Source organism: Enterococcus sp. R12 (assembly GCF_058135755.1).
The window spans coordinates 3,547,501-3,570,025 of record NZ_CM176874.1; the positions used below are offsets into that span (position 1 = coordinate 3,547,501).

General features: G+C 43.9%; 21 protein-coding genes, 1 rRNA gene and 1 other annotated feature (1 of these 23 cut by a window edge). Of the genes, 9 read left to right on the plus strand and 13 right to left on the minus strand.

The window, feature by feature from the left end:
- Window positions 1–1,129: ribosomal RNA gene (locus ACTW1R_RS16560) — 16S ribosomal RNA — on the minus strand; it reaches 430 nt to the left of the window's first position.
- A gap of 714 nt (window positions 1,130–1,843) precedes the next feature.
- Between ACTW1R_RS16560 and croR the strand changes: the two genes are divergently transcribed.
- The 4 genes from croR (at window position 1,844) to ACTW1R_RS16580 (ending at window position 7,111) form a co-directional block, all read left to right on the plus strand.
- Complete coding sequence (croR, locus tag ACTW1R_RS16565; RefSeq protein ID WP_008376963.1) at window positions 1,844–2,533, plus strand: response regulator transcription factor CroR; 690 nt, start codon at window positions 1,844–1,846, stop codon at window positions 2,531–2,533.
- On the plus strand, window positions 2,523–3,731 hold the full coding sequence (locus tag ACTW1R_RS16570; protein ID WP_005226244.1) for a sensor histidine kinase: 1,209 nt from the start codon (window positions 2,523–2,525) through the stop codon (window positions 3,729–3,731). The genes croR and ACTW1R_RS16570 overlap by 11 nt, the downstream gene beginning before the upstream one ends.
- A 35-nt stretch (window positions 3,732–3,766) precedes the next feature.
- Window positions 3,767–3,965: a binding site (T-box leader), on the plus strand.
- 57 nt (window positions 3,966–4,022) lie between these two features.
- Window positions 4,023–5,300 (plus strand): serine--tRNA ligase, encoded by a 1,278-nt coding sequence (serS, locus tag ACTW1R_RS16575; RefSeq protein WP_074535542.1) that lies wholly within the window; start codon window positions 4,023–4,025, stop codon window positions 5,298–5,300.
- 290 nt (window positions 5,301–5,590) lie between these two features.
- A complete protein-coding gene (locus tag ACTW1R_RS16580) occupies window positions 5,591–7,111 on the plus strand; it encodes a polysaccharide deacetylase family protein (protein WP_086338848.1) in 1,521 nt (506 codons plus the stop codon).
- Window positions 7,112–7,182: 71 nt separating this feature from the next.
- Here ACTW1R_RS16580 and ACTW1R_RS16585 read toward each other — a convergent pair whose 3' ends face one another.
- Window positions 7,183–7,809 carry a TetR/AcrR family transcriptional regulator gene (locus tag ACTW1R_RS16585; protein WP_081116718.1) on the minus strand — a complete coding sequence of 209 codons (627 nt, stop codon included), beginning with the start codon at window positions 7,807–7,809 and terminating at the stop codon, window positions 7,183–7,185.
- Between the two features lie 85 nt (window positions 7,810–7,894).
- On the opposite strand from ACTW1R_RS16585, the gene ACTW1R_RS16590 reads away from it, so the two are divergent.
- Together ACTW1R_RS16590 and ACTW1R_RS16595 are read left to right on the plus strand one after the other, a co-directional pair.
- Window positions 7,895–8,596 (plus strand): ABC transporter ATP-binding protein, encoded by a 702-nt coding sequence (locus ACTW1R_RS16590; RefSeq protein WP_010748457.1) that lies wholly within the window; start codon window positions 7,895–7,897, stop codon window positions 8,594–8,596.
- 9 nt (window positions 8,597–8,605) lie between these two features.
- The gene (locus tag ACTW1R_RS16595; protein WP_489927362.1) at window positions 8,606–11,311 is read left to right on the plus strand and encodes an FtsX-like permease family protein; all 2,706 of its coding nucleotides are present in this window, start codon (window positions 8,606–8,608) and stop codon (window positions 11,309–11,311) included.
- Between the two features lie 157 nt (window positions 11,312–11,468).
- Here the strand turns inward: ACTW1R_RS16595 and guaB are convergent, their stop codons facing one another.
- From guaB to ACTW1R_RS16650, 11 genes are all read right to left on the minus strand, one after another.
- Entirely contained in the window at window positions 11,469–12,953 is a 1,485-nt protein-coding gene (gene guaB / locus ACTW1R_RS16600; protein WP_005226250.1) for an IMP dehydrogenase, read from the minus strand.
- 202 nt (window positions 12,954–13,155) lie between these two features.
- Window positions 13,156–13,848: a DUF1129 domain-containing protein gene (locus ACTW1R_RS16605; RefSeq protein ID WP_005226251.1), complete on the minus strand. Its 693-nt coding sequence runs from the start codon at window positions 13,846–13,848 to the stop codon at window positions 13,156–13,158.
- A 71-nt stretch (window positions 13,849–13,919) separates the two neighbouring features.
- A complete protein-coding gene (gene ychF / locus ACTW1R_RS16610; protein WP_005226252.1) occupies window positions 13,920–15,020 on the minus strand; it encodes a redox-regulated ATPase YchF in 1,101 nt (366 codons plus the stop codon).
- 8 nt (window positions 15,021–15,028) lie between these two features.
- Window positions 15,029–15,217, minus strand: a complete 189-nt coding sequence (locus ACTW1R_RS16615) for a DUF951 domain-containing protein (RefSeq protein ID WP_005226253.1) — start codon at window positions 15,215–15,217, stop codon at window positions 15,029–15,031.
- A 10-nt stretch (window positions 15,218–15,227) separates the two neighbouring features.
- Window positions 15,228–16,118 (minus strand): ParB/RepB/Spo0J family partition protein, encoded by an 891-nt coding sequence (locus ACTW1R_RS16620; protein WP_005226254.1) that lies wholly within the window; start codon window positions 16,116–16,118, stop codon window positions 15,228–15,230.
- Window positions 16,108–16,872: a ParA family protein gene (locus ACTW1R_RS16625; RefSeq protein WP_005226255.1), complete on the minus strand. Its 765-nt coding sequence runs from the start codon at window positions 16,870–16,872 to the stop codon at window positions 16,108–16,110. The genes ACTW1R_RS16620 and ACTW1R_RS16625 overlap by 11 nt, the downstream gene beginning before the upstream one ends.
- 11 nt (window positions 16,873–16,883) lie before the next feature.
- Window positions 16,884–17,600: a 16S rRNA (guanine(527)-N(7))-methyltransferase RsmG gene (rsmG, locus tag ACTW1R_RS16630; RefSeq protein WP_005226256.1), complete on the minus strand. Its 717-nt coding sequence runs from the start codon at window positions 17,598–17,600 to the stop codon at window positions 16,884–16,886.
- A 297-nt stretch (window positions 17,601–17,897) separates the two neighbouring features.
- Window positions 17,898–18,668 carry an Asp23/Gls24 family envelope stress response protein gene (locus ACTW1R_RS16635; RefSeq protein WP_010748461.1) on the minus strand — a complete coding sequence of 257 codons (771 nt, stop codon included), beginning with the start codon at window positions 18,666–18,668 and terminating at the stop codon, window positions 17,898–17,900.
- A gap of 25 nt (window positions 18,669–18,693) precedes the next feature.
- Entirely contained in the window at window positions 18,694–18,885 is a 192-nt protein-coding gene (locus tag ACTW1R_RS16640) for a DUF2273 domain-containing protein (protein WP_005226258.1), read from the minus strand.
- 7 nt (window positions 18,886–18,892) lie between these two features.
- Window positions 18,893–19,462 carry an alkaline shock response membrane anchor protein AmaP gene (gene amaP, locus ACTW1R_RS16645; RefSeq protein WP_005226259.1) on the minus strand — a complete coding sequence of 190 codons (570 nt, stop codon included), beginning with the start codon at window positions 19,460–19,462 and terminating at the stop codon, window positions 18,893–18,895.
- Between the two features lie 37 nt (window positions 19,463–19,499).
- On the minus strand, window positions 19,500–20,393 hold the full coding sequence (locus ACTW1R_RS16650; protein WP_142965176.1) for an SDR family oxidoreductase: 894 nt from the start codon (window positions 20,391–20,393) through the stop codon (window positions 19,500–19,502).
- A gap of 256 nt (window positions 20,394–20,649) precedes the next feature.
- On the opposite strand from ACTW1R_RS16650, the gene ACTW1R_RS16655 reads away from it, so the two are divergent.
- The 3 genes from ACTW1R_RS16655 to ACTW1R_RS16665 all read left to right on the plus strand — a co-directional run bounded on the left by ACTW1R_RS16655 (window position 20,650) and on the right by ACTW1R_RS16665 (window position 22,455).
- Complete coding sequence (locus ACTW1R_RS16655) at window positions 20,650–21,102, plus strand: DUF2188 domain-containing protein (protein ID WP_142965175.1); 453 nt, start codon at window positions 20,650–20,652, stop codon at window positions 21,100–21,102.
- Window positions 21,103–21,452: 350 nt separating this feature from the next.
- Window positions 21,453–21,920 carry a DUF5626 family protein gene (locus ACTW1R_RS16660; RefSeq protein ID WP_142965174.1) on the plus strand — a complete coding sequence of 156 codons (468 nt, stop codon included), beginning with the start codon at window positions 21,453–21,455 and terminating at the stop codon, window positions 21,918–21,920.
- Window positions 21,921–21,936: 16 nt separating this feature from the next.
- Complete coding sequence (locus tag ACTW1R_RS16665; protein ID WP_005226263.1) at window positions 21,937–22,455, plus strand: helix-turn-helix domain-containing protein; 519 nt, start codon at window positions 21,937–21,939, stop codon at window positions 22,453–22,455.
- The last annotated feature ends 70 nt before the right edge of the window (window positions 22,456–22,525 follow it).

Below are 22,525 nucleotides of genomic sequence, written 5' to 3' on the forward strand. Positions count from 1 at the left end.
TTGCGCTCGTTGCGGGACTTAACCCAACATCTCACGACACGAGCTGACGACAACCATGCACCACCTGTCACTTTGCCCCCGAAGGGGAAGCTCTATCTCTAGAGTGGTCAAAGGATGTCAAGACCTGGTAAGGTTCTTCGCGTTGCTTCGAATTAAACCACATGCTCCACCGCTTGTGCGGGCCCCCGTCAATTCCTTTGAGTTTCAACCTTGCGGTCGTACTCCCCAGGCGGAGTGCTTAATGCGTTTGCTGCAGCACTGAAGGGCGGAAACCCTCCAACACTTAGCACTCATCGTTTACGGCGTGGACTACCAGGGTATCTAATCCTGTTCGCTCCCCACGCTTTCGAGCCTCAGCGTCAGTTACAGACCAGAGAGCCGCCTTCGCCACTGGTGTTCCTCCATATATCTACGCATTTCACCGCTACACATGGAATTCCACTCTCCTCTTCTGCACTCAAGTCTCCCAGTTTCCAATGACCCTCCCCGGTTGAGCCGGGGGCTTTCACATCAGACTTAAGAAACCGCCTGCGCTCGCTTTACGCCCAATAAATCCGGACAACGCTTGCCACCTACGTATTACCGCGGCTGCTGGCACGTAGTTAGCCGTGGCTTTCTGGTTAGATACCGTCAAGGGATGAACATTTTACTCTCATCCTTGTTCTTCTCTAACAACAGAGTTTTACGATCCGAAAACCTTCTTCACTCACGCGGCGTTGCTCGGTCAGACTTTCGTCCATTGCCGAAGATTCCCTACTGCTGCCTCCCGTAGGAGTCTGGGCCGTGTCTCAGTCCCAGTGTGGCCGATCACCCTCTCAGGTCGGCTATGCATCGTTGCCTTGGTGAGCCGTTACCTCACCAACTAGCTAATGCACCGCGGGTCCATCCATCAGTGACGCAAAAGCGCCTTTCAACTTTCTTCCATGCGGAAAATAGTGTTATACGGTATTAGCACCTGTTTCCAAGTGTTATCCCCTTCTGATGGGCAGGTTACCCACGTGTTACTCACCCGTTCGCCACTCTTTTTCTTTCGGTGGAGCAAGCTCCGGTGAAAGAAAAAGCGTTCGACTTGCATGTATTAGGCACGCCGCCAGCGTTCGTCCTGAGCCAGGATCAAACTCTCATAATGATTTGTTTGAATGACCATACGGTCATTAAGCTCATAAAAATTAACTTTGCTAGCTATTGCTTGCATGTATTTGTTTCAATAAATTGAAACGTCCTACACATTGGTTCGTTTGCTTGCTTTGTTCAGTTTTCAAAGGTCTACCGTGCTGTGTTAGCAACTTTTATATCATATCAGAGTGACGTTTGTTTGTCAACTCTTTTTTAAAAGTTTTTTTCGCTCGTTGTTTTTCAACTTCGTAGCGGCTGTCTCAGCGACTTAATTAGAATAACAAATGATTTGTTATGTGTCAACAACTTTTTTCAATTAATTTTGTTGATGTATCAACATCAATTAACTGTTTTAAAATTGCGACTTCGTTATAATATCATCTGTCGAGCTGTGCGTCAACTACTTTTTTCAATTCTTTTTAGGAATTCATTTAGTCATTTGGCACATGTAATAATATACCAAGACTTGTGCTATTCGTCAACCATAAAATGATTGATAGACCAACGTTTCTAGTTACTCCGTTTCCAAAGATGATTCGTGATTTTTAGTCCGTGATTTCCGCCTTTTTTAAGGACTTTTTCCGTTATTATTAGCCTATCGTTCGTCTTTTTCCTTTTTGTGTTTTCTTAATTCCTATCATTCTTATAAATTTAAGTATGATTTTATCTATTTTGTGGAATATTTGCTAAAATGGAGAAAAGAATATTGTTCCTAGGAGGACCCAGTATGAAAATACTTGTAGCAGATGATGACAAAGAGATCGTAGAACTATTAAGCATTTACTTACACAATGAAGGCTATGAATCGGTCAAAGCATACGATGGAAAAGAAGCACTGACCAAGATTCGCACCACTTCTGATATCGAGCTATTGATCTTAGATATCATGATGCCTGAAATGGACGGCATGCAAGTCGTCAAAGAATTGAGAAAAGAATCCCAAATCCCCATTATTATGTTGACCGCTAAAACAACCGATATGGATAAGATTCGTGGATTGGTCGCCGGTGCTGATGATTATGTCACTAAACCTTTCAATCCATTAGAAGTCATGGCACGGGTAAAATCGTTATTGAGAAGAACCAAGATGCAGGCTGCTTCAAATCAACCAGAGATTCTGGAAGTAAGCTCCCTTATCATCAACCGCGATTCCCATGAAGTAAAAACGGTGGATGGCAATGAGATCCAATTGACCGCATTAGAATTTGGCATCCTCTACTTACTAGCATCGCATCCGAACCGTGTCTTTAGCGCCGATGAGATTTTTGAACGAGTTTGGAAACAAGAAAGTGTCGTTTCTGCCAAAACAGTGATGGTCCATGTCAGTCACTTGCGAGATAAGATCGAAGAAGCCACGGATGGTGAAAAAGTCATCCAAACAGTATGGGGGGTCGGCTACAAAATAGATGCGAAGTAAACCAACTGAAAAAAAGCGCAACACACCAATCGAAAAAAAGAAACGGATCACGTTGACCTCAAAGGAAATCAGTGAGTTATTTGCGGAAGGAATTGTAACGATTGTTCTTTTACTTCTATTAAATGTCGCTATTTTGGTCATCTTGACCTCAATACGAGAAAACTCACCGGTTTTAGTCGAAGCGATCTATGAATCGAAGAATGCGTTCACGGCTGCCTTCAACACAGATATCTTCCGCAGTGGTCGCAACTTCATTCTACCGATGTTCTTCCTATTAGATGTGATCGTCTTATATTGGCGTTTGATTCGTCGTTACCATCAAATGCAGCTACGTCACATTATCAGCGAGCTGCACTTTATCGCAGAAGGCAACTACGATCATCGCATCCCCTTCGAGTTACGGGGCGATTTAAGTCGGATCGTTTCTAATATTAATGGCTTAGTCGACAGTACGGTGGCGGCGATCGAAGATGAACGGCGGATCGAGCAATCCAAAGATGAGCTGATCACCAATGTCAGTCATGACATTCGGACACCATTGACTTCGATCATCGGCTACTTAGGTCTAATCGAAGATCGACAATACCATTCGGAAGAAGAATTGCTGAAATATACTCATACGGCGTATGTCAAAGCCAAACAAATGAAATCCCTCGTCGATGATTTGTTTGAATACACGAAAGTGCGTCAGCCTAGCGTGCCCATTAATGTGATGGAATTTGATATGGCTCAGCTAGTGGAACAATTGGCGGCAGACTTTGAATTAGAAGCTAGTCGAAAAGGCATCAAGATCGAAACCTACACCCGTCCAGAGCATATCGAAATGGATGGCGATACCGAAAAACTGGTGCGAGTTTTCAACAACCTGCTGTCAAATGCCTTGAAATACGGCAAAGGCGCCGATAAGATCCGCATGGAGGTCGAGAAAGTCGGGACCGAAGCGATCTTAACCGTCAAAAACAATGGACAAATGATTCCTAAGCAAGCCCTTGATTCTCTATTCGACCGTTTCTACCGAGTGGAAGAATCCCGCTCTCAAGAAACAGGAGGAACTGGCTTAGGTCTAGCGATCGCTCAAAGCATCGTCGCCTTACATGGCGGCTATATCTATGCCAAATCAACGCCAGAATGGACGTCCTTTATTATTCATCTCCCGTTGAAGCGCAACAATTTGTCCAACACACAAACCTATGGTTGACGCCCCAACATTTTTTGGGTATGCTAAAGAAAATAATCAAGGCACAGAACCTAGTATATTTTTTTCATCTAGTAAAGAGAGCTGATGGTTGGTGAAAATCAGTGTTGGAAAAAATAGAATCCAGTTCTTTAACGTGTATTTTTCGAAAGAAAAATCGTTGGCTCACGATACGAGCAGCAAGGGCAGCGCAAGCTGAACTTGGGTGGCACCGCGAATGGTCATTTCGTCCCAAGCAACACGGGATCGGAATGGCCTTTTTTCTATGGAAAAATCAAAGGAGGATGTATCACTATGTTAGATGTAAAAATGATTCGCCAAAATTTTGCTGAAGTACAAAGCAAACTCGCAACACGAGGCGTGCAAAAAGAAGTATTGGACCGCTTTTTAACGCTTGACGAACGTCGCAGAGAACTCTTAGTCCAAACGGAAGAACGCAAGAAATTGCGCAACGATGTTTCTGGTGAGATCGCTGCCTTGAAACGGGCAAAAGAAGACGCGGCAGATAAAATTGCCCAAATGAAAGAAGTCGGCAGCCAAATCAAGCAATTGGATGAAGAGATTGCTCAAATTGATGAAGACATCAAAGAGATCGCCACGACATTGCCGAATTTGCCAAATGATTCTGTTCCAGTGGGCAAGGATGAAGACGACAATGTAGAAATCCGCCGCTGGGCAGAACCAAAAGCCTTTGCCTTTGAACCAAAACCCCATTGGGAGATCGCTGAAGAGTTGGGGATCCTCGACTTTGAGCGGGGCGCCAAAGTTTCTGGCAGCCGCTTTGTTTACTACAAAGGCTTAGGTGCTCGTTTGGAACGTGCCTTATACAACTTCATGCTGGATCAGCATGTCTATGAGCATGGCTATACCGAGATGATCACCCCTTATATCGTCAATAGCCAAGCAATGTTTGGCACGGGGCAATTTCCAAAGTTCAAAGAAGATGTTTTCCAATTGGCAGACACGGATTTGACTTTGATTCCAACTGCTGAAGTACCTTTGACCAATTACTATCAAGGGGAGATCTTAGAACAAGAACAGCTCCCTGCCTACTTCACTGCCTTGAGCCCATCATTTCGTTCAGAAGCTGGCAGCGCTGGTCGTGATACCCGCGGCTTGATTCGTCTGCACCAATTCAATAAAGTTGAAATGGTGAAATTCAGTGATGCTGACCATTCTTATGAAGAATTAGAAAAGATGACGGCTAATGCCGAAGATATTTTGCAAAAACTCAACTTACCTTACCGAGTGCTTAGCTTGTGTACAGGAGATATGGGCTTTTCTGCGGCGAAGACCTATGATTTAGAGGTATGGATCCCTGCTCAGGAAATGTATCGTGAGATCAGCTCTTGCTCAAACTGTGAAGATTTCCAAGCACGCCGTGCCATGATCCGTTACCGCGATCAAGAGGGCAAGATTCACTACATGCATACACTAAATGGTTCTGGTCTGGCTGTCGGTCGGACGGTAGCCGCAGTGCTTGAAAATTATCAAAACGAAGACGGCAGTGTAACGGTACCAGAAGTTCTGGTTCCTTACATGGGCGGACTGACAAAAATCGAAAAAGCCTAAGCCTTAGTACCCTTAATTGCACCCCCTTCGTAACAGTCACTCCACGTGATCTGTTACGAAGGGGTTTTCTAGTTCACCTAATAGATAGTGGTTGCAAAAGACCCCCTAACGCCCTTGATCATTTCTTGCAAGAGAAACAACGCAACAAGGCTGTAATTTTTAAATGAATAATTAGAAAAATCCCTTCATCTTTTTAAGTCTCTATCAGAAACCGGGCATGATCGTTGAAAGTACCTGTGACTTATGGTAACGTGGGCATAATTTAGGATGGAATGAAGGGAGCTTCACCAATGCCCGAACGAAAGACCTATGCCCGTCGGAGTGACTTGCACAAGAAACCAAACAATAATCAAAAACGAACAGCGTCAGCTGAAGAAAGACCGAAAGGACCACCCTCGAGAAAGAAGCCGTATCGAAAAGCAATTTTTTCCTTATTCGCCTTATTATTGATCGTTTTGATCGCGACGGCTGGCTCAGTCCTTTACACGTTACACCAGCAAGAAGTCGCAGCCCAAGAAAAATATGAGGCGGCTGCGGAGAAATTACTGGCATCAATCCAAGCAGAACAAAGTCAAAATGGGTTAAAAACAACGCCTGAAGTGCTCTCCAAAGGCGCAACCAAAGAATTGATCTACCGCCCGCAAGACCTTGATACGTTTCCCATCAAAGATATCAAAGAACGGTTGACACAAGCCGCTGATCACTTGCGTAAAAAACAAACGAAAAAAGAAGTCGTCACCGTTGCCCGCATCCAAGCACAAGCAGCGGCGTCAAAGGTGTCTACTTATTCATTGAAAGCCGACAGCTATGTGTGGAATCGAGAAACCGGACGTTTTGAAGATGCGGACAGCCTAACGGATGCACCGATCTTCGTATCAGAGAAGACGCAAACCGAATTGTCTTTGAAAGAACTGGTTCCTGATGAAGGCAGCTTATTAGGTATTCAACAAGTCATTCAGCAGAAACTGCTGGATCAAGCCAAAGAACCCGCCAAAATCATCGACGCCGTCTTGGCCATGGAGCGGATCACCTTCGATTCGAAATTTACTTACGATCCAGAGAAGCTGACCATCGAATTGCCAAAAAATCAGACGGGAGCGACGGAAATCACCCTGTCTTACAGCGAGATCGCCCCATTCATTGATCCTGATCTCGTGGCTGCTGACCAACTCAACAATGCCTTGCCAAGTTTAGACCCCAATAAAAAATACGTGGCATTGACCTTTGATGATGGACCCAACAGTACCTCCACCATGGATCTGTTGAACATCTTACAAGAAAATGACGTTAAAGCGACCTTCTTTATGCTGGGACAAATGGTAGAGCAATATCCGCAAGCTGCTAAAAAAGTCCAAGAAGCTGGACACGAGATCGCCAGTCATTCTTACTCTCATCCACAGCTGAATACTCTTTCAGCGGAAGATTTGCAGGCAGAAGTCACAAAAACCAACAAAGCCATTTATAATGCGACGGGTTTACTACCTAGAAATTTACGACCCCCTTATGGCGCTATCGACAAACAAAGCGCACAAACCATTGGCATGCCGATCATTCAATGGGACATCGATTCTCAAGACTGGAAATTGAAGGATCCGAAGAAGATCAATGCCTTGGTGCAACAAAATGTCTTTAATGGTGCCATGATCTTGATCCATGATATTCACCCGAAATCTGTGAAAGCCGTACCGGGAGTCATTAAAATGCTCAAAAACGAAGGCTACGAATTCGTGACTGTCGATCAATTATTAGAAGCACGGCAAAAACCATTGCATCAATACTTTGGGATGAACGACGAGCGCCTCGTTGACTAAATAAAAAAAGGAACGCAGCAAATTGTCTCTTGCTGCGTTCCTTTTTGGTTATTGGATCGTTCCCTCTTTTTTTAGCCCTTCTTATCCTCATATACATTGGTCACAAAAATTTGGATCAACAGTTCAGCGACAGCTTTTGGCGGCATCATTGAGAAATCTTTGAGCCAGCGTTCGATCAACCCGATAGACCCGCAGACAAAAAAGCTAAGACACAGTTCCAATTCTTCCTCGGAAGCATCTTGAAAGTATTGGGCAAACCGTTTCAAGGTCTCCGGTTTGATCTCTGACAATAAAAGATTCAGCAAATGGCTGTTGTTTAACAAAATCAAATGGGTGGTACTAGGATTCTCATACAAAATCGTCAACAGCTTTTCCAACCAAAGATCCAATGACAAATTTTCCTGCTGCAAGTTCGATGCGATCTGCTCAACAAGCTCTCCTTCGATCTCCTCCAACAAAGCGGCCGTATCCTTATAATATTTATAAAATGTTCCTCGGTTGATATCGGCTCGTTCCGCAATCTCTTTGATCGTGATTTTGCGGTACTCTTTTTCCAACAATAACTCCTGAAAGGCGCGTCGGATCACTTTTTTCGAGTAGATCGTTCGACGATTCCCCACAGTCCCCACCATATCGTTTCCCCTTTTCTCTGTACATTTGATCAATATTTGTCTATTTAATGACAAATACGTAAGCATTGAGGATTGCTCTTACTTTTCTTTCTTAGTATACTAACACCATGTGATTAAATCAACACGTGTTTAAAAAATGGAGGCTTTATTAATGAGTTATGTTGAAGTAAAGAATGAATATAAACGCTATCAGATGGGCGAAACCACCATCACTGCCAACAACGATCTTTCCTTTGCCATTGAAGAAGGCGAATTAGTGGTGATCCTTGGCCCCAGTGGTGCAGGAAAATCGACCGTTTTGAATATTTTAGGCGGGATGGATTCGCCAGATGAAGGACAAATCATTATCGACAATGTCGATATCGCGAAGTTTAACGACAAACAGCTGACGGAATACCGCCGCAAAGACGTCGGGTTCGTCTTCCAATTTTATAATTTGGTGCCGAACCTGACAGCGAAAGAAAACATTGAATTGGCAACAGAAGTCTCACCGAATGCACTCGATCCTGATGAAGTCTTAGCACAAGTCGGGTTAGAAAACCGTAAAAACAACTTTCCTTCGCAGCTCTCTGGTGGGGAACAGCAGCGGGTATCGATCGCTCGGGCGTTAGCCAAAAACCCGAAATTGCTATTATGCGATGAACCAACCGGTGCGCTGGATTTTGAAACAGGCAAACAAGTGTTGAAGCTTTTGCAAAACGCCAGTCGGAAAAACGGCAATACGGTGTTGATCATTACCCATAACAGCGCCATTGCCCCGATCGCCGATCGGGTGATCCATATCAACGATGCCACTGTCCGTTCCATTGAAGAGAATCCTCATCCAATCTCGATCGATGAAATCGTTTGGTAGGAGGATCTGATGAAAAATAAAACCTATCTTAAAGCAAGTTTGCGGGAGATTCGCCAATCAAAAGGCCGCTTTATCGCAATCACCTTGATCATTTTTTTAGGAACGTTTCTCTTTGTCGGTGTCAAAGCGACGGGACCGATCCTGAACCATTCCGCGAGTGAATATGTCAACGGTCAGCATTTAGCAGATCTGCAAGTCACTTCCACGCTGGGATTGACGGAGGACGACATTGATGCGGCGGAAAAAAGCGGTGCGCACACAGAAGCCGCCTATCAATTTTATTACGCTGCCAATTCAGATGAAGTCGTGCAAGTGACCTCTTATGATCCCTCGCAGGAACTCAACCAGCTACTGGTGAAGGACGGCCGATTGCCAGAAAAAGCCGATGAAATCGTGCTGGACACCGAAGCAAAAAATTATGGCTGGCAAATAGGGGATACTTTTACGATCGATGATGCCGATAATCTGTCGGACAAAGACTATACGATCGTTGGGTTCGCCACCTCTCCCATTTATATCAGTGCTGCCGAACGTGGCTATGCGAATGTCGGCAGCGGTGTCGTGACGTATTTTGCTTATGTACCGGAAGAACAGTTCAAGATGGAGGTCAAATCGATCCTTTATCTCGCCTTTGATGATGTCGCAGGCCTTGAAACATACTCCGATGCGTATACCGACAAGATGGCAGCCCATCAAGAAACGATTGAGGAACTGTTTGCGGATCGCCCTAAAGAACGCTTAGCAGAAATTCAGCAAGATGCTTTTGATGAATTAGCGCCTGCAGAAAAAGAAGTCCGCGATGGACAAAAACAGTTAGCTGATGGACAAGCCCAACTGGATCAGGCCAAAGCGAAACTAGAACAACAGCAAGCCGCCCTGGCACAGCTGCCGCCCGTACAACAAGCAGCCCTCGAAGGCCAATTGACCGCTGGGGAAGAAGAATTGGCTCAGCAGCAAACCCAATTAGATGAACAGCAACAAGAACTAACCGATGCCCAACAAACACTGGCAGAAAAACGTACAGAGATCGAAGACTTGGCAGAACCTACGTATCTTTACAACCAACGCAAAGACAACCCCGGTTTCCAAGAGTATGGCGGGCTGTCTGATCGCATCGCAGCGATCGCCAATGTGTTTCCTGTCTTCTTCTTCTTTATCGCTGCGTTGATCACCTTTACGACACTGACGCGGATGGTAGAAGAAAACCGCAAAGAGATCGGTACCTTAAAAGCGATGGGCTATGGCAAAGTCGAGATCTCCCTTAAATATTTGATTTATGCCCTCTTGTCTTCGGCCATTGGCATTATCAGTGGTGCCGTATTAGGGACCGAACTGTTGCCGCGTTTGATTTATTTTCTATCCAGCGAACGGTATCTTTTAGACGGGATTCGCGTCTATTATGTCTGGTCGCCAATTATTTTGGCCGCGATCGCCTTTTTACTGGCGACGCTCGGTGCTTGCCTCTTTGTTTTGATCAAAGAATTGCGGGAAAAACCTGCCCAGCTACTGCAAGTTCGGGCGCCAAAACCTGGGAAACGGATTTTATTAGAGGCCATTACACCCTTATGGTCACGCTTAAGCTTCAATCAAAAAGTCAGCTTCCGTAACATCTTCCGCTACAAATCGCGAATGATCATGGCAATCATTGGCATCGCAGGCTGTACGGGACTGATGGTGGCAGGCGTTGGGTTGAAAGATTCCTTAAGTGCTGTGACTGCGAAACAATTTGGGCCCATTACGGATTATCAAGCCGTCGTGACCTTAAATGATGCGAAGGAAGAAACCGTTGCTGCCGCTGAAACGGTTTTAACAGACGATCCTCTTGTGACCCATTCGATGCTAGTCTACAATGAAACGATCGAGATTCGACCAGCTAACCAAGGAAAACAAAGTTTGACCTTGATGGTTCCGGCAGATCAAGAAGCTTTTACCGACTATGTCCATTTGAAAACGACGGAAGGGCAGAAGCTGCCATTAACAGAAGGCGCCGTACTGACTATGAAATACGCAGAATTGTATGATCTGCAGGTTGGGGATACATTGACCTTCTATACTAGCGATCAAGAAGCTTTTGAAGTACCTATCAGCGGCATCGCAGAAAACTATTTAGGCAATTCTCTATATCTGTCACCGACTCTTTACGAAGAAATCACCGACAGTGCCTTCGAACCGAATGCGTTCTTAGTCAAAAGCAAGACGATGACGAAAAAACAACAGGAAGCTTTATCAACAGCCTTGTTAGATACCGACAAAGTCAAAAACACGACGTTCCTTTCCACTCAGATCAAAATGCAGGATGATTCGATGGGCAACTTGAACTCCATTGTCTTGATCTTAGTTGTACTATCAGGGGCATTAGCCTTTGTCGTCTTGTATAACTTGACCAACATCAATGTTTCCGAGCGGATTCGCGAGCTTTCTACTATTAAAGTATTAGGGTTTTACAATAAAGAAGTCACCATGTACATCGTACGGGAAAATATCGTCTTTACGTTATTTGGGATTCTCGCAGGCTACGTAGTAGGTTACTTCTTGACTGACTTTATTTTGATCCAAGCTTCGATGGAAAACATGGTCTTTCCATTAGTGATCAATTGGCCGGCCTATGCTTTAGCCGGCGGCATGACGATTCTCTTTACGATCATCGTGATGTACGTCACCCATGTGAAACTGACTCATGTCAACATGATCGATGCGTTGAAATCAAACGAATAAGCTGCTGCTAAAGCGATTTGCTGATCATCCAGCAGCGATTTTAAAGAAAAGGACGCCACTCTTGCCTAGATAGCTGAGAGTGACGTCCTTTTTTGAACAAATAATCCCCTCTGTCCGCTTTTGAACAGAGGGGGCGTTGGTTTTCACGTGAAACATTTTATGATTTTACAGAGTAGTTTGGTGCTTCTTTCGTGATTTGAACATCGTGGGGATGTGATTCTTTTAGTCCGTTGCCGCTCATTTGGATGAATTGTGCTTCATCACGTAATTGCTGTAGATTGCCAGCACCGACATAACCCATCCCTGATTTCAAGCCGCCGATCATTTGGAAGATGATATCAGAAACGCTGCCTTTATAAGCGACACGCCCTTCGATGCCTTCTGGAACCAATTTGTTGGCTTCGTTTACGCCACCTTGGAAGTAACGGTCGCTGGAGCCTTTTTCCATTGCCCCCAATGAACCCATTCCGCGGTACGTTTTAAAGCGTCGGCCTTGATAGATTTCAAATTCACCTGGTGATTCATCGGTTCCTGCCAACATGCTACCTAGCATTACGGCATGTCCGCCAGCTGCTAAAGCTTTGACGATATCCCCAGAGTATTTGATCCCACCATCGGCAATGATTGCTTTGCCGTATTGACGTGCCACAGAGGCTGCATCATAGATCGCGGTCAATTGAGGAACTCCGACACCGGCTACCACCCGAGTAGTACAGATCGAACCTGGACCGATCCCGACTTTTACGACATCGACACCAGCATCATACAATGCTTTCGTGCCTTCTGCAGTGGCAACATTTCCCGCAATCAATGTCGCTTCTGGGAAATGCGCACGAATTTCAGAGATTTTGCGTAAAACACCCGCACTGTGTCCGTGGGCAGTATCAATAACGATCGCGTCCACGCCTGCATCCAATAAAGCTTGTGCTCGCTCAAAGGTATCGCTGGTAACGCCGACTGCTGCTGCCACTAATAGACGTCCATGCGTGTCTTTGGCTGCATTCGGGAATTCGATCACTTTTTCAATATCTTTGATAGTGATCAAACCGCTTAAGATCCCTGCTTCATCAACGATCGGTAATTTTTCGATCTTGTGTTGTTGTAAGATTTTTTCAGCGTCTTTCAACGACGTACCGACAGGGGCTGTGATCAATTGGTCTTTGGTCATCACATCATTGATCGGCATCGTATAATCCGTGACAAAACGCATGTCGCGGTTCGTGATGATACCGACTAATTTGCGGTTTTCCATCGTTTCTACGATCGGTACCCCGCTGATGCGGTACTTGCTCATCAAATGTTCTGCATCAGCAACTAAGTGGCTTGGTGTTAAGAAAAACGGATCAATGATCACGCCGCTTTCAGAACGTTTTACTTTGCGCACTTCATCTGCTTGCGCTGCGATACTCATGTTTTTGTGAATTACGCCAAGTCCGCCTTGACGCGCCATTGAGATCGCCATTTTACTATCAGTTACGGTATCCATACTGGCACTTATGATTGGAATATTTAGTGTAATATTCGGGGCAAGCTGCACTTTCATATCCACGTCATTTGGCAAGACGTGACTTTCTGCCGGAATCAATAAGACATCATCAAACGTTAACCCTTTTTTTACAAATTTGGTTTCCCAGTTGGACATTTTTGTAACCACTCCTTAAAGTTTTTAGGTATTTTAAAAAAAATAGCAAAGATTTTTTCATAAGTCAACCATTCGGAAAGCTTTCTTAATAATCCTCTTCAAACCTTTGGTCAAATCTCATAATTCGGCATTTTTTCTAAAAAAACACGCTGATCGTACGGTCTTTTTTAACAAAAGAAGGCGCACGATCAACGTGTAGCCATCAGCCTCTAGGAACAGACAGACTGCTGATGATATTGTATTTGCGTTTCAAGTAGTACTTCGCTGCTAATGCCACTGCCCCGATCAAGGCTTCGATCACAGGGTCCACTTGTGGATTCAATGGTGGTTGGATCATCGCAGAAAGCGAGATCACAACGATCCATAGCATGAAGGCTGCGACTAAAATCAAAATGATCTTCCACATCTTCGGCCGTTTGCTCTTATCGGCACCTGGGCGTTCATATTGATACATGTATTTGTACATCAAGTAGAAGACCCAACCAGCAAGCATCGCCATCAAGAAGAGGGTCAATAAGCCATAAGGTTGTGCTTGACCTCTAGTAAAGATTCCCATAACCCCTAACATCAAGCCAAAGATCCCTAAAATCAGCAAGGTGTTATCCAACCACATCAAGAAGGGGCCGGATTCTTTTTGCTCAACGGGTTTGTTGATGATGGCTTCGGTGCGTTCAGACACTGTACCAAATAATTGGCGGGCTGTTTTGCCGCCTTTTTGTTCTTTGACTAAGACCGGCAGCATCTCATGCAAGGCAATCGTTTTTTCTTCTTCAGAAAGGTTGGCTGCCTCTAGCGATTTTTTTAAATCAAATATATATTGTTGGTTTCGTTTTGTTAATTGTTGTTCTAATTCACGATTTTCGGAAACATAATTTCGCAGAGTTTCTGGTTCCATGAATTGATTCTCCCTTCTGCGTTTTCTTCACAATGGACATTTTACCACAAATTCACTGGGAAGAAAGCCCTTTATACGTTAAAACGGAACAACATCACGTCGCCATCTTGCACGACATAATCTTTTCCTTCCAAACGTACCCGACCGGCTTCTTTGGCCGCTTGCATCGTGCCGTATTGGTTCAGATCTTCAAAGGAAACAGTTTCCGCACGAATAAAGCCGCGCTCAAAGTCCGTATGGATGATCCCCGCTGCTTGCGGTGCTTTGATGCCTTTACGAAACGTCCACGCACGCACTTCTTGTTCACCAGCGGTAAAGTACGTTGCTAGACCCAGTAAATCATAGGCAGCACGAATCAATTGATCCAACCCTGATTCTTCAATTCCTAATGCTTCTAAAAACTCTGCTTTGTCTTCTTCTTCCAGCTCAGCGATCTCTTCTTCGGCACGAGCACTGATGACGATCACTTCTGCATTTTCGCTCGCTGCAAATTCCTTCACTTTGTTGACATAGTCATTGGTTTCATAGTCTGCCACGTCTTCTTCTGCTACGTTGGCAACGTATAAAACTGGTTTGGTCGTTAGTAAAAACAAACTTTTGACGATGCGCTGTTCTTCATCTGTAAACTCGATCGAACGAGCTGAGATCCCTTCTTCTAGGACCGGTTTGATTTTATCAAGAACGGCCAATTCCGCAACCGCATCTTTGTCTTTGGTTTTGGCAATTTTGGCGACCCGAGTATAGCGCTTGTTGACGGATTCTAAATCCGCTAAAACCAACTCCAAATTGATGGTGTCGATATCAGCTAATGGGTCCACGCGGCCTTCCACGTGGGTGATGTTGTCGTCGTCGAAACAACGAACGACATGACAGATCGCATCCACTTGGCGGATATGGCTCAAAAATTGGTTACCTAATCCTTCCCCTTTGCTGGCACCGCGGACGATTCCAGCAATATCCGTAAATTCAAAGGTGGTTGGGACCGTCTTTTTCGGACGGACTAATTCTGTTAAACGCTGTAAGCGCCAATCTGGCACTTCCACCATTCCTACATTCGGATCGATCGTCGCAAACGGATAGTTTGCGGCTTCTGCTCCTGCTTTGGTTATTGCATTAAATAAAGTAGATTTGCCCACATTTGGCAATCCAACGATTCCGGCAGTTAACGCCATGCTTCACTTCACTCTTTCTCTTTTTTTTCTAGGATTTTCTTCATCTTTTTATCAAATTCTCGGCGCGTCATCATGACGATGTGGCCGCAATTCGTACACTTTATTTTGATGTCTGCCCCCATGCGGATGATTTCCCAACGATTGGCTTTGCAGGCATGCGGTTTTTTCATTTCGACAATATCCCCAAGATCATACATCTTTATCACCTCAAGCTTCATCAAATTGAATGTTCAATAAATCTAAAATACGGGTTAAATCTTTTTGTGACAGGTATTCGATCTCGATTTTGCCTTTGCCTTCTTTTTCGCGGATCTCGACATTCGTGCCGAATTTATCCATCAACCGTTCTTCGCTTTCTCGTAAATAGTACGGTTTTTCCCGAATCAGACGCGGAACTTTTTTCTTTTCGTTTTTCGTGTCGTTCATCTCAGCGACCATTTGTTCTAATTGGCGGACTGTCAGATTTTCTTTGACACAACGATTGGCTAATTTTAAGATCTGTTCTTTATTTTTCAAACCTAATAATGTCCGGGCTTGTCCCATAGACAAACGGTCATCTTGAACCATTTCTTTGACGAGTTTCGGCAAGGACAGCAACCGCAAATAATTGGCGATATACGGGCGGCTTTTCCCTAAGCGTTCAGCGACTTGTGCTTGGGTCAATTTCAAGTTTTTCATCAGCATGTCATAAGCTTCTGCTTCTTCTAAAGGATTCAAATCTTCCCGCTGCAAGTTTTCTAAAACGGCGACTTGCATCATCGCTTCTTCATCAAAATTGCGGATGATGGCTGGGATCGTTTCCTTGCCAGCTAGTTTGGACGCTCGAAACCGGCGTTCACCAGCAATGATCTCATAGCCTTTGACGGATGATTGCCGCACGATGATCGGTTGAAAGACCCCCGAATGCTGGATCGAATTGGCTAGTTCTTGTAATGAAAGCTCATCAAAGGTTTTTCGCGGTTGATAAGGGTTGGGTCTTAATTCGTTTAAAGGCAGTTCAACGACTTTTTCTGTCTTGATATCGACTTCTTCTAACCCTTGCAGGTCTTGAAACAACGCATCGATCCCACGCCCTAATCCTTTCCCTTTATTCTTCACGGGCTAACACTTCCTTTGCTAACGTCTGATAGACTTCGGCTCCTTTTGAGCGTGGATCATAATCAATGATCGACAATCCATGACTAGGTGCTTCAGACAACCGGATATTCCGCGGAATAATGGTTTCATATACTTTTTCTTGGAAATAGCGGCGGACTTCTTCCACGACTTCCGCGCCTAAGTTCGTACGGGCATCATACATCGTCAGTAAGACCCCTTCGATCTCTAACTCAGGGTTAAAATGTTTTTGTACTAAACGCACGGTATTCAATAGTTGGCTCAGCCCTTCTAATGCATAGTACTCACATTGGACTGGGATCAAAATCGAATCACTGGCGGTAAAGGCATTGATCGTCAAATGACCTAAAGATGGCGGGCAATCGATAAAGATATAATCGTATTGTTCTTTGATCTCATTCAAAGCCGATTTCAATCGAGATTCCCGTGCCATCATGGAGGTCAATTCAATTTCCGCACCAGCTAATTGGATCGTCGCTGGAACGATATCCAAGTTTTCCCGACTGCTAGGTAAAATCGCTTCAACGATCGGTGTTTCATTGACTAATACATCATAGATGTCTTGTTCCACATCTGGTTTGCGAATGCCGACACCGCTTGTGGCGTTGCCTTGGGCATCAATATCTACGAGTAACACTTTTTTGCCGACAAATGCTAAGGACGCACCTAGGTTCACCGTTGTGGTGGTTTTGCCTACGCCGCCTTTTTGGTTTGCAACAGAAATAATACGGGCCATTGATTTTCCTCCTATTTGATTGGTTGTTTCGCTGGCATTCCCGGTTTGCGGGGGTATTTCTTTGGCGTTTCTTTTTTCTTTTGAATGATCAAAAGATGGCGTTCATCGCCGCTGACCGGTAAGGTAAAGCTTTTTTCTTCAATAAATTTGCCGCCTAAGAGTGAGATGGCTGGTTTGGCTTCAACCAGTTCTTCCTCGCTTTTGGCAGCTTTGAGCGCATAAAAATAGCCTGCTTTTTTCACCAATGGCACACAGAGTTCCGTTAACACATTCAAACGGGCAACCGCACGAGCGGTCACATAATCGAATTGCCCACGAAATTGCGGGTTTTGACCAAATGTTTCTGCACGGTCATGGTACAAGTGGACATTTTCCAATTGTAGATCCGTCACAAGGGTTTGTAAAAAGGTGATGCGCTTATTTAAAGAGTCGACGATCGTCACTTCTAATTCAGGAAACACGATTTTTAGTGGAATACTTGGAAAGCCAGCACCTGAACCGACATCACACAAATGACTTTGCGGGTCAAAGGCGGTTTCAAAAGCTAAGGAAACAGAATCGTAGAAATGCTTCAAATACACTTCTGATTTTTCCGTAATTGCGGTTAGATTCATCTTCTGATTCCATTCGACTAAACGCTCGAAATAGACAGCGAATTTTTCCATTTGTTCTTCGGTTAAAACGATCCCGTTTTTGCGTAATTCTTCATGAAATTCTTCAGGTAGCATAACGAATCCTTTCTATTTTGTGAAACAGAAAAATGTTTCACAGACTAGTTCCTACTTTAACGCAAAAAGCAATGTGATGCAATAGCCAGACATTGCTTTCTAGGAGAATTTACCATTTTTTAACTGGGGCTTTAAGGTTGGTTTAAGGCAGAGGAATTATACTCATTTCAATCCAAAAAACTTTTTTCATTTTTCCTTGACCAGCGAGGCTGCCAACCCTCCTGGTCAGCTTTTTTCTCAAAAAAACAAGCATTGATCACAGGATCAATGCTTGTTTTTGTTTCATATGAAACTTTTTTATTTCACCCGAGGCTCGTTGTATTCTTCGATACGATCAGACGCGCGGGAAGCCGCATGTTTGGCTTTGTTGGTTTGACGTGAAGCAAAGTCGCCGGTTTTAGATGCAGCTGACGATACTTTGTCTTGAACCGTTTCTTGTTCCTCTTCGTATTCAGCGATCGTTTTTACATCTACAACATTGATGTTGACTTCGATAACTTCTAATTGGGTCATTGTCGTTACTTCTTTTTGGATAACTTCTTTGACTTGGTCAGCGATTTCTGGGATGTTGCGGTCGTATTCAACCACGATATCTAAATCAACGGCTACTTGTTTTTTCCCTACTTCGGTATTGATACCCGCAGTCACATTGTCTGTATTGACTAATTTTTCCGCAATGTTAGAGAAGAAACCACCATCGACCGTCAACAGACCATCCACGTGTTCTAATGCGATCCCGATGATTTTTTGGATCACTTTGTCATCATAGGTCAATGAACCATGAACAGGTGCGTCGCCAGTTGGTCCTTCAAAATCGTTGTGACCAGGTTTTGGCGGTGCTGGATGATGTCCTGCTGGATTTGGATTTCCTGGTGCTGGATGATCCCCTGGTTTTGGTCCGTTTTGTTGTCCTGCTACTGCTTTTTCAGCATTTGGTACCACTGGATCTGGTGCTTCAGTCATTGGAATCGCATTTTCATTTGCTTGATGATTGGTGTTAGGAACCACTGGATCTGGATGTGCGCTGACTTTTTTATCATTGTTTAATTCGTTTTTATCGTTATTCATTAAAAATTCCTCCTATTAAAATGCGTTATTGTTGGTTAAAAAATTCGTCGATGATACCGGTACGTTGGAGATACAATCCTAACGCAAAACCCAAACCTGTTAGGAGTAGAATCAGCAATGTTTTGAAAAAACCGATCGTTACAAACAACACAGCCAGAACAAGGCCGATTGCTCCAAAAATCAATGGGATTTTGTATTGTTGTAGTTCGTTCATCATAGCCCTCCTATTCTACTCGCGGGTTTTCCGGAGTCTCATTTTGTTCAAAATTCGCGTAGTTGACTTCGACTTTGACTTTCTCACTTGAACCAAGCACTCGTTGGACATCTTGTTGGATTTCCGCCATTAAGTTTTCGGTTTTGCCGACTAAGGCAGACGTCCGTTTCAAGCGTCCTTTGATTTTAATCAAAATTCGATTTTTGGTCGCCTTGACATGAACTTTTGGTCCTTCAACAAATTCTTTTTCATTTACTTTCGTACGTACAAGTCCTTCGATTGCTTTCTTATCGATCGTCAATGCGCCCTTATCCTCTTTCAAAACAAAGGTCGTTTTGGTTTTTGGATAAAAAAGCACGACTAAGATCACGATCAAGAATAAGGCGATCAAGACAACAGCTACCCAAAACATATATTGACGCATAAACAAGTTGTCAAAGAAATACGTGACGACATTGCCTCTGCTGTCCAAACCAAATGGCAGCTGCATATAAGGATTACTCATTAATACGATTGGTAATAAGACAGTGATAAAGATCAACGAAACGATGATTGATACGATTTTCCACCCTTTACTCATAGGACACCTCCTCCTTTTTCTCCAATTTTTGATAAGCTTACAAGTTGATGGCTTCTCCGCCGGTAACACCATAAATCTGTGCTGTCACATAGCTAGCTTTATTCGAAGCTAAAAAGACATAGACAGGTGCTAGCTCAGCTGGTTGTCCTGCCCGCTCAAGTAACGCTTGCTGACCAAATTCAGGCAGCTGGTCTTGCGGTTGGCCATGATCTAACTGTAATGGTGTCCAGATCGGTCCTGGGGCTACCCCATTGACGCGAATTCCTTTTTCAGCAAATTGTTTCGCCAAGCTGACTGTAAAACTGGCGATCGCCGATTTGGTTGCCGCATAATCCATTAAATGGGCACTTGGACTAAAGGCTTGGACAGAAGTCGTTGTCACGATCGCTCCTCCAGCCGGTAAGTGCGGCTCAGCAGCTTTGACTAATGCAAACATGGAGATAATGTTTACCATAAAGGTATCTTTCACTTGTTCAATCGGTAATTCTGCAATCGATGGCCGCGTGATTTGCTGTGCTGCGTTCAATACTAATGTATCTAACCCACCTAATGCTGCCACCGCTTTGTCAACGATCTCTTGTGGTGCCGCTTCGTCTCGCAGGTCATAGGGTAGCAAGATCACTTTGCGCCCAGCTTCTTTGATGTACCCTGCAACTTCTTCGGCATCTTCTTCTTCTCCTGGGAAAAAGTGTAGGGCAATGTCTGCTCCTTCACGGGCGAAGGCAATCGCTGCTGCACGTCCGATCCCAGAATCCCCACCGGTGATCAGTACTCGCCGGTTTTCTAACTGCTGACTTCCCTCATAAGAGTCTTCACCACAATCAGGTTTTGGTCGCATTTCTTCTTGTAAAGCAGGCGTATCTTGTTCCTGTTTGCTGTATTTACCCGTGTGATAAAGTTCCCGTGGATCAGTCAAAATAGGTTCACTCATTCTTACGTCCTCCTTTTCTCTATAATAAAATTCTAAACCATTCATTTTTTTTTGGGAAATATAACGCTTTGTTAACAAAAATAAATCCTCGTTTATTAGAAAATGAAAAAAGAAAGTGCCCTCATTTTTGACCAGAAATCAAATAATTTCCCTTTTTTATAGAAGGGCGTAAACTAATGAGTAGTAACTGGTGGTACCTGTAAAAGGGAACCCCTAAGAAAATGACCTTGGATCAACAAAAAGGAGGAAACAAACAATGCCTTGGAATGTCCGTGATTATCCTGCGTCAATGAAGAATTTAGACCCCTTAGTTCGTAAAAAAGCGATCGATATCGCCAATGCCTTGCTAGCCGATGGCTATTCCGATGATCGGGCGATCCCGATCGCCACGAGTCAAGCAGAAAAATGGTATGAAAATGCAGACGAAGAGGAGAAGAAAGCTTTTCAGAAAGAGAAAAATCCGCAAAAAGACGATGCCCATCAAACCAATAAGAATGCGAAAAAATTAATGGATGCAGATGTAGAAGTTGTGTATGAAGAGGACCAATGGCAAGTCCGTTCCAAAGGGGCGAAACGTGCCAGTGATCATTTCGACAAGAAGGCAGATGCCATCGCCCGTGCCAAAGAAATCGCCGAAAACAAAGAATCCGTGGTGAACGTTTATAAGAAAGACGGCGACCATCAAAAGGATATTGATTTGAGAGAATAAAATTGGCTGCAAAAAAGCGGAAGGAGGTCTTACCTTTGTCGTTTTATCGGCGCGAAACGTTGCCTACTCTTTCGCTTTTTTGTTTCCTTTCACAGCTAGGTTTGATTAAAACTAAAGCAACCGCTTCTTTGACGTTTCTTTTAAAAAGCAGCGGTTCGTTGTCAGAAACCTAAAAAACGAAGACCTTTTGAATGAACCATCACTTTTAAAATTTCTCGACATCCTAAAAAATAAGCCTATGAAATGCTGATCTAGCAACAGTTGTGAACCATCCGTTACCTCTGTAAACTAGCTTGTGCTTTCTTTAACTAAATAAACCTTGTATACTTGAATTATTAAAAGTACAAGGAGTGGTGTTTGTGAAAAAATTATTTTTTGTGCCGTTTATTTTTCTTTGTTTCCTCTTTGCTCTCCCAGCTGCCGCCCAGACAGTGGAAGAACCTGAACTCGTTTATGACTTAGCATCAGATAGTCCCTATGAGCAGCTGATCACGGTAGATGAAGAAGGCAACGAGGTGATTTTGACCATTGAAAAATTGTCGTCATTCCGAGCAAATCTGGCAGCGGGAACGTATCGTGTGTCAAAAACATCCGCAGGTAATTGGACCGCTAGTTATAATGTAACGGTCAATAGCCGCAATCAATTTATAGGCACTTCGAATTTAAGTTTAGTTGCTCACAGAGGAAGTATCACTTCTAGTTCATTAACTCACACGTCCACCAAAGCCACCTGTACGTTTAAGCAAAAAGCAGGTATAATCACTACCAATGGGAGTGTCGTAACCACGATCTCAAATGGGAAGCTAGTTGTTAAATAGCAGATAGGAGCATACATTGGCTTTAGCAGAACAATTAAAAAGCTGTCGCGAGTCTTCCGGATTGTCGCAAACAGCAGTCGCAGAAAAATTACAGATTTCACGCCAGTCGATTTCAAAATGGGAAAATGGGCGCGGCTATCCAGATATTGAGAATTTGATTTTGTTGAGCGATCTCTACCAAGTCTCGATCGATGAGCTTTTACGTGAGAACGAAGCCTTAAAAGAGCGGATCGAAACCAACAATCAAGAAATCAACGACAAGAAAGAAAAATTGTCGTTACTCCAAAGAACGATGGCAGCAGATAAAGATGAAAGTCTGCTCTTGCTACTGTTAGCTGGAATCGGCTCCTTTCTTTTTCCTTTAGGACTGATCTTAGATGGCTTTGTTTTATGGCGTAACAAAAAAGCCAATAATTTTTATGTATTGATCTATATCGTCTGTGCCTTCTCGATTTTCTTGAATTTGTACGATGGCTATGTCCATCTCAGCAACATCATGAATTGGGGAACCACTACGATTGAAAAAGTGGAATAAGTCAATTGCTAACACAAAAAGCCCGCTACGAGAGTAACTCGCAGCGGGCTTTTGACACTCTATTTACCAT

Coding starts and splice junctions, on each gene's coding strand:
- croR (WP_008376963.1), top strand. CDS start 1,844: ATGAAAATACTTGTAGCAGATGATGACAAAGAGATCGTAGAACTATTA.
- ACTW1R_RS16570 (WP_005226244.1), top strand. CDS start 2,523: ATGCGAAGTAAACCAACTGAAAAAAAGCGCAACACACCAATCGAAAAA.
- serS (WP_074535542.1), top strand. CDS start 4,023: ATGTTAGATGTAAAAATGATTCGCCAAAATTTTGCTGAAGTACAAAGC.
- ACTW1R_RS16580 (WP_086338848.1), top strand. CDS start 5,591: ATGCCCGAACGAAAGACCTATGCCCGTCGGAGTGACTTGCACAAGAAA.
- ACTW1R_RS16585 (WP_081116718.1), bottom strand. CDS start 7,809: ATGCTTACGTATTTGTCATTAAATAGACAAATATTGATCAAATGTACA.
- ACTW1R_RS16590 (WP_010748457.1), top strand. CDS start 7,895: ATGAGTTATGTTGAAGTAAAGAATGAATATAAACGCTATCAGATGGGC.
- ACTW1R_RS16595 (WP_489927362.1), top strand. CDS start 8,606: ATGAAAAATAAAACCTATCTTAAAGCAAGTTTGCGGGAGATTCGCCAA.
- guaB (WP_005226250.1), bottom strand. CDS start 12,953: ATGTCCAACTGGGAAACCAAATTTGTAAAAAAAGGGTTAACGTTTGAT.
- ACTW1R_RS16605 (WP_005226251.1), bottom strand. CDS start 13,848: ATGGAACCAGAAACTCTGCGAAATTATGTTTCCGAAAATCGTGAATTA.
- ychF (WP_005226252.1), bottom strand. CDS start 15,020: ATGGCGTTAACTGCCGGAATCGTTGGATTGCCAAATGTGGGCAAATCT.
- ACTW1R_RS16615 (WP_005226253.1), bottom strand. CDS start 15,217: ATGTATGATCTTGGGGATATTGTCGAAATGAAAAAACCGCATGCCTGC.
- ACTW1R_RS16625 (WP_005226255.1), bottom strand. CDS start 16,872: ATGGCCCGTATTATTTCTGTTGCAAACCAAAAAGGCGGCGTAGGCAAA.
- rsmG (WP_005226256.1), bottom strand. CDS start 17,600: ATGCTACCTGAAGAATTTCATGAAGAATTACGCAAAAACGGGATCGTT.
- ACTW1R_RS16635 (WP_010748461.1), bottom strand. CDS start 18,668: ATGAATAACGATAAAAACGAATTAAACAATGATAAAAAAGTCAGCGCA.
- ACTW1R_RS16640 (WP_005226258.1), bottom strand. CDS start 18,885: ATGATGAACGAACTACAACAATACAAAATCCCATTGATTTTTGGAGCA.
- amaP (WP_005226259.1), bottom strand. CDS start 19,462: ATGAGTAAAGGGTGGAAAATCGTATCAATCATCGTTTCGTTGATCTTT.
- ACTW1R_RS16650 (WP_142965176.1), bottom strand. CDS start 20,393: ATGAGTGAACCTATTTTGACTGATCCACGGGAACTTTATCACACGGGT.
- ACTW1R_RS16655 (WP_142965175.1), top strand. CDS start 20,650: ATGCCTTGGAATGTCCGTGATTATCCTGCGTCAATGAAGAATTTAGAC.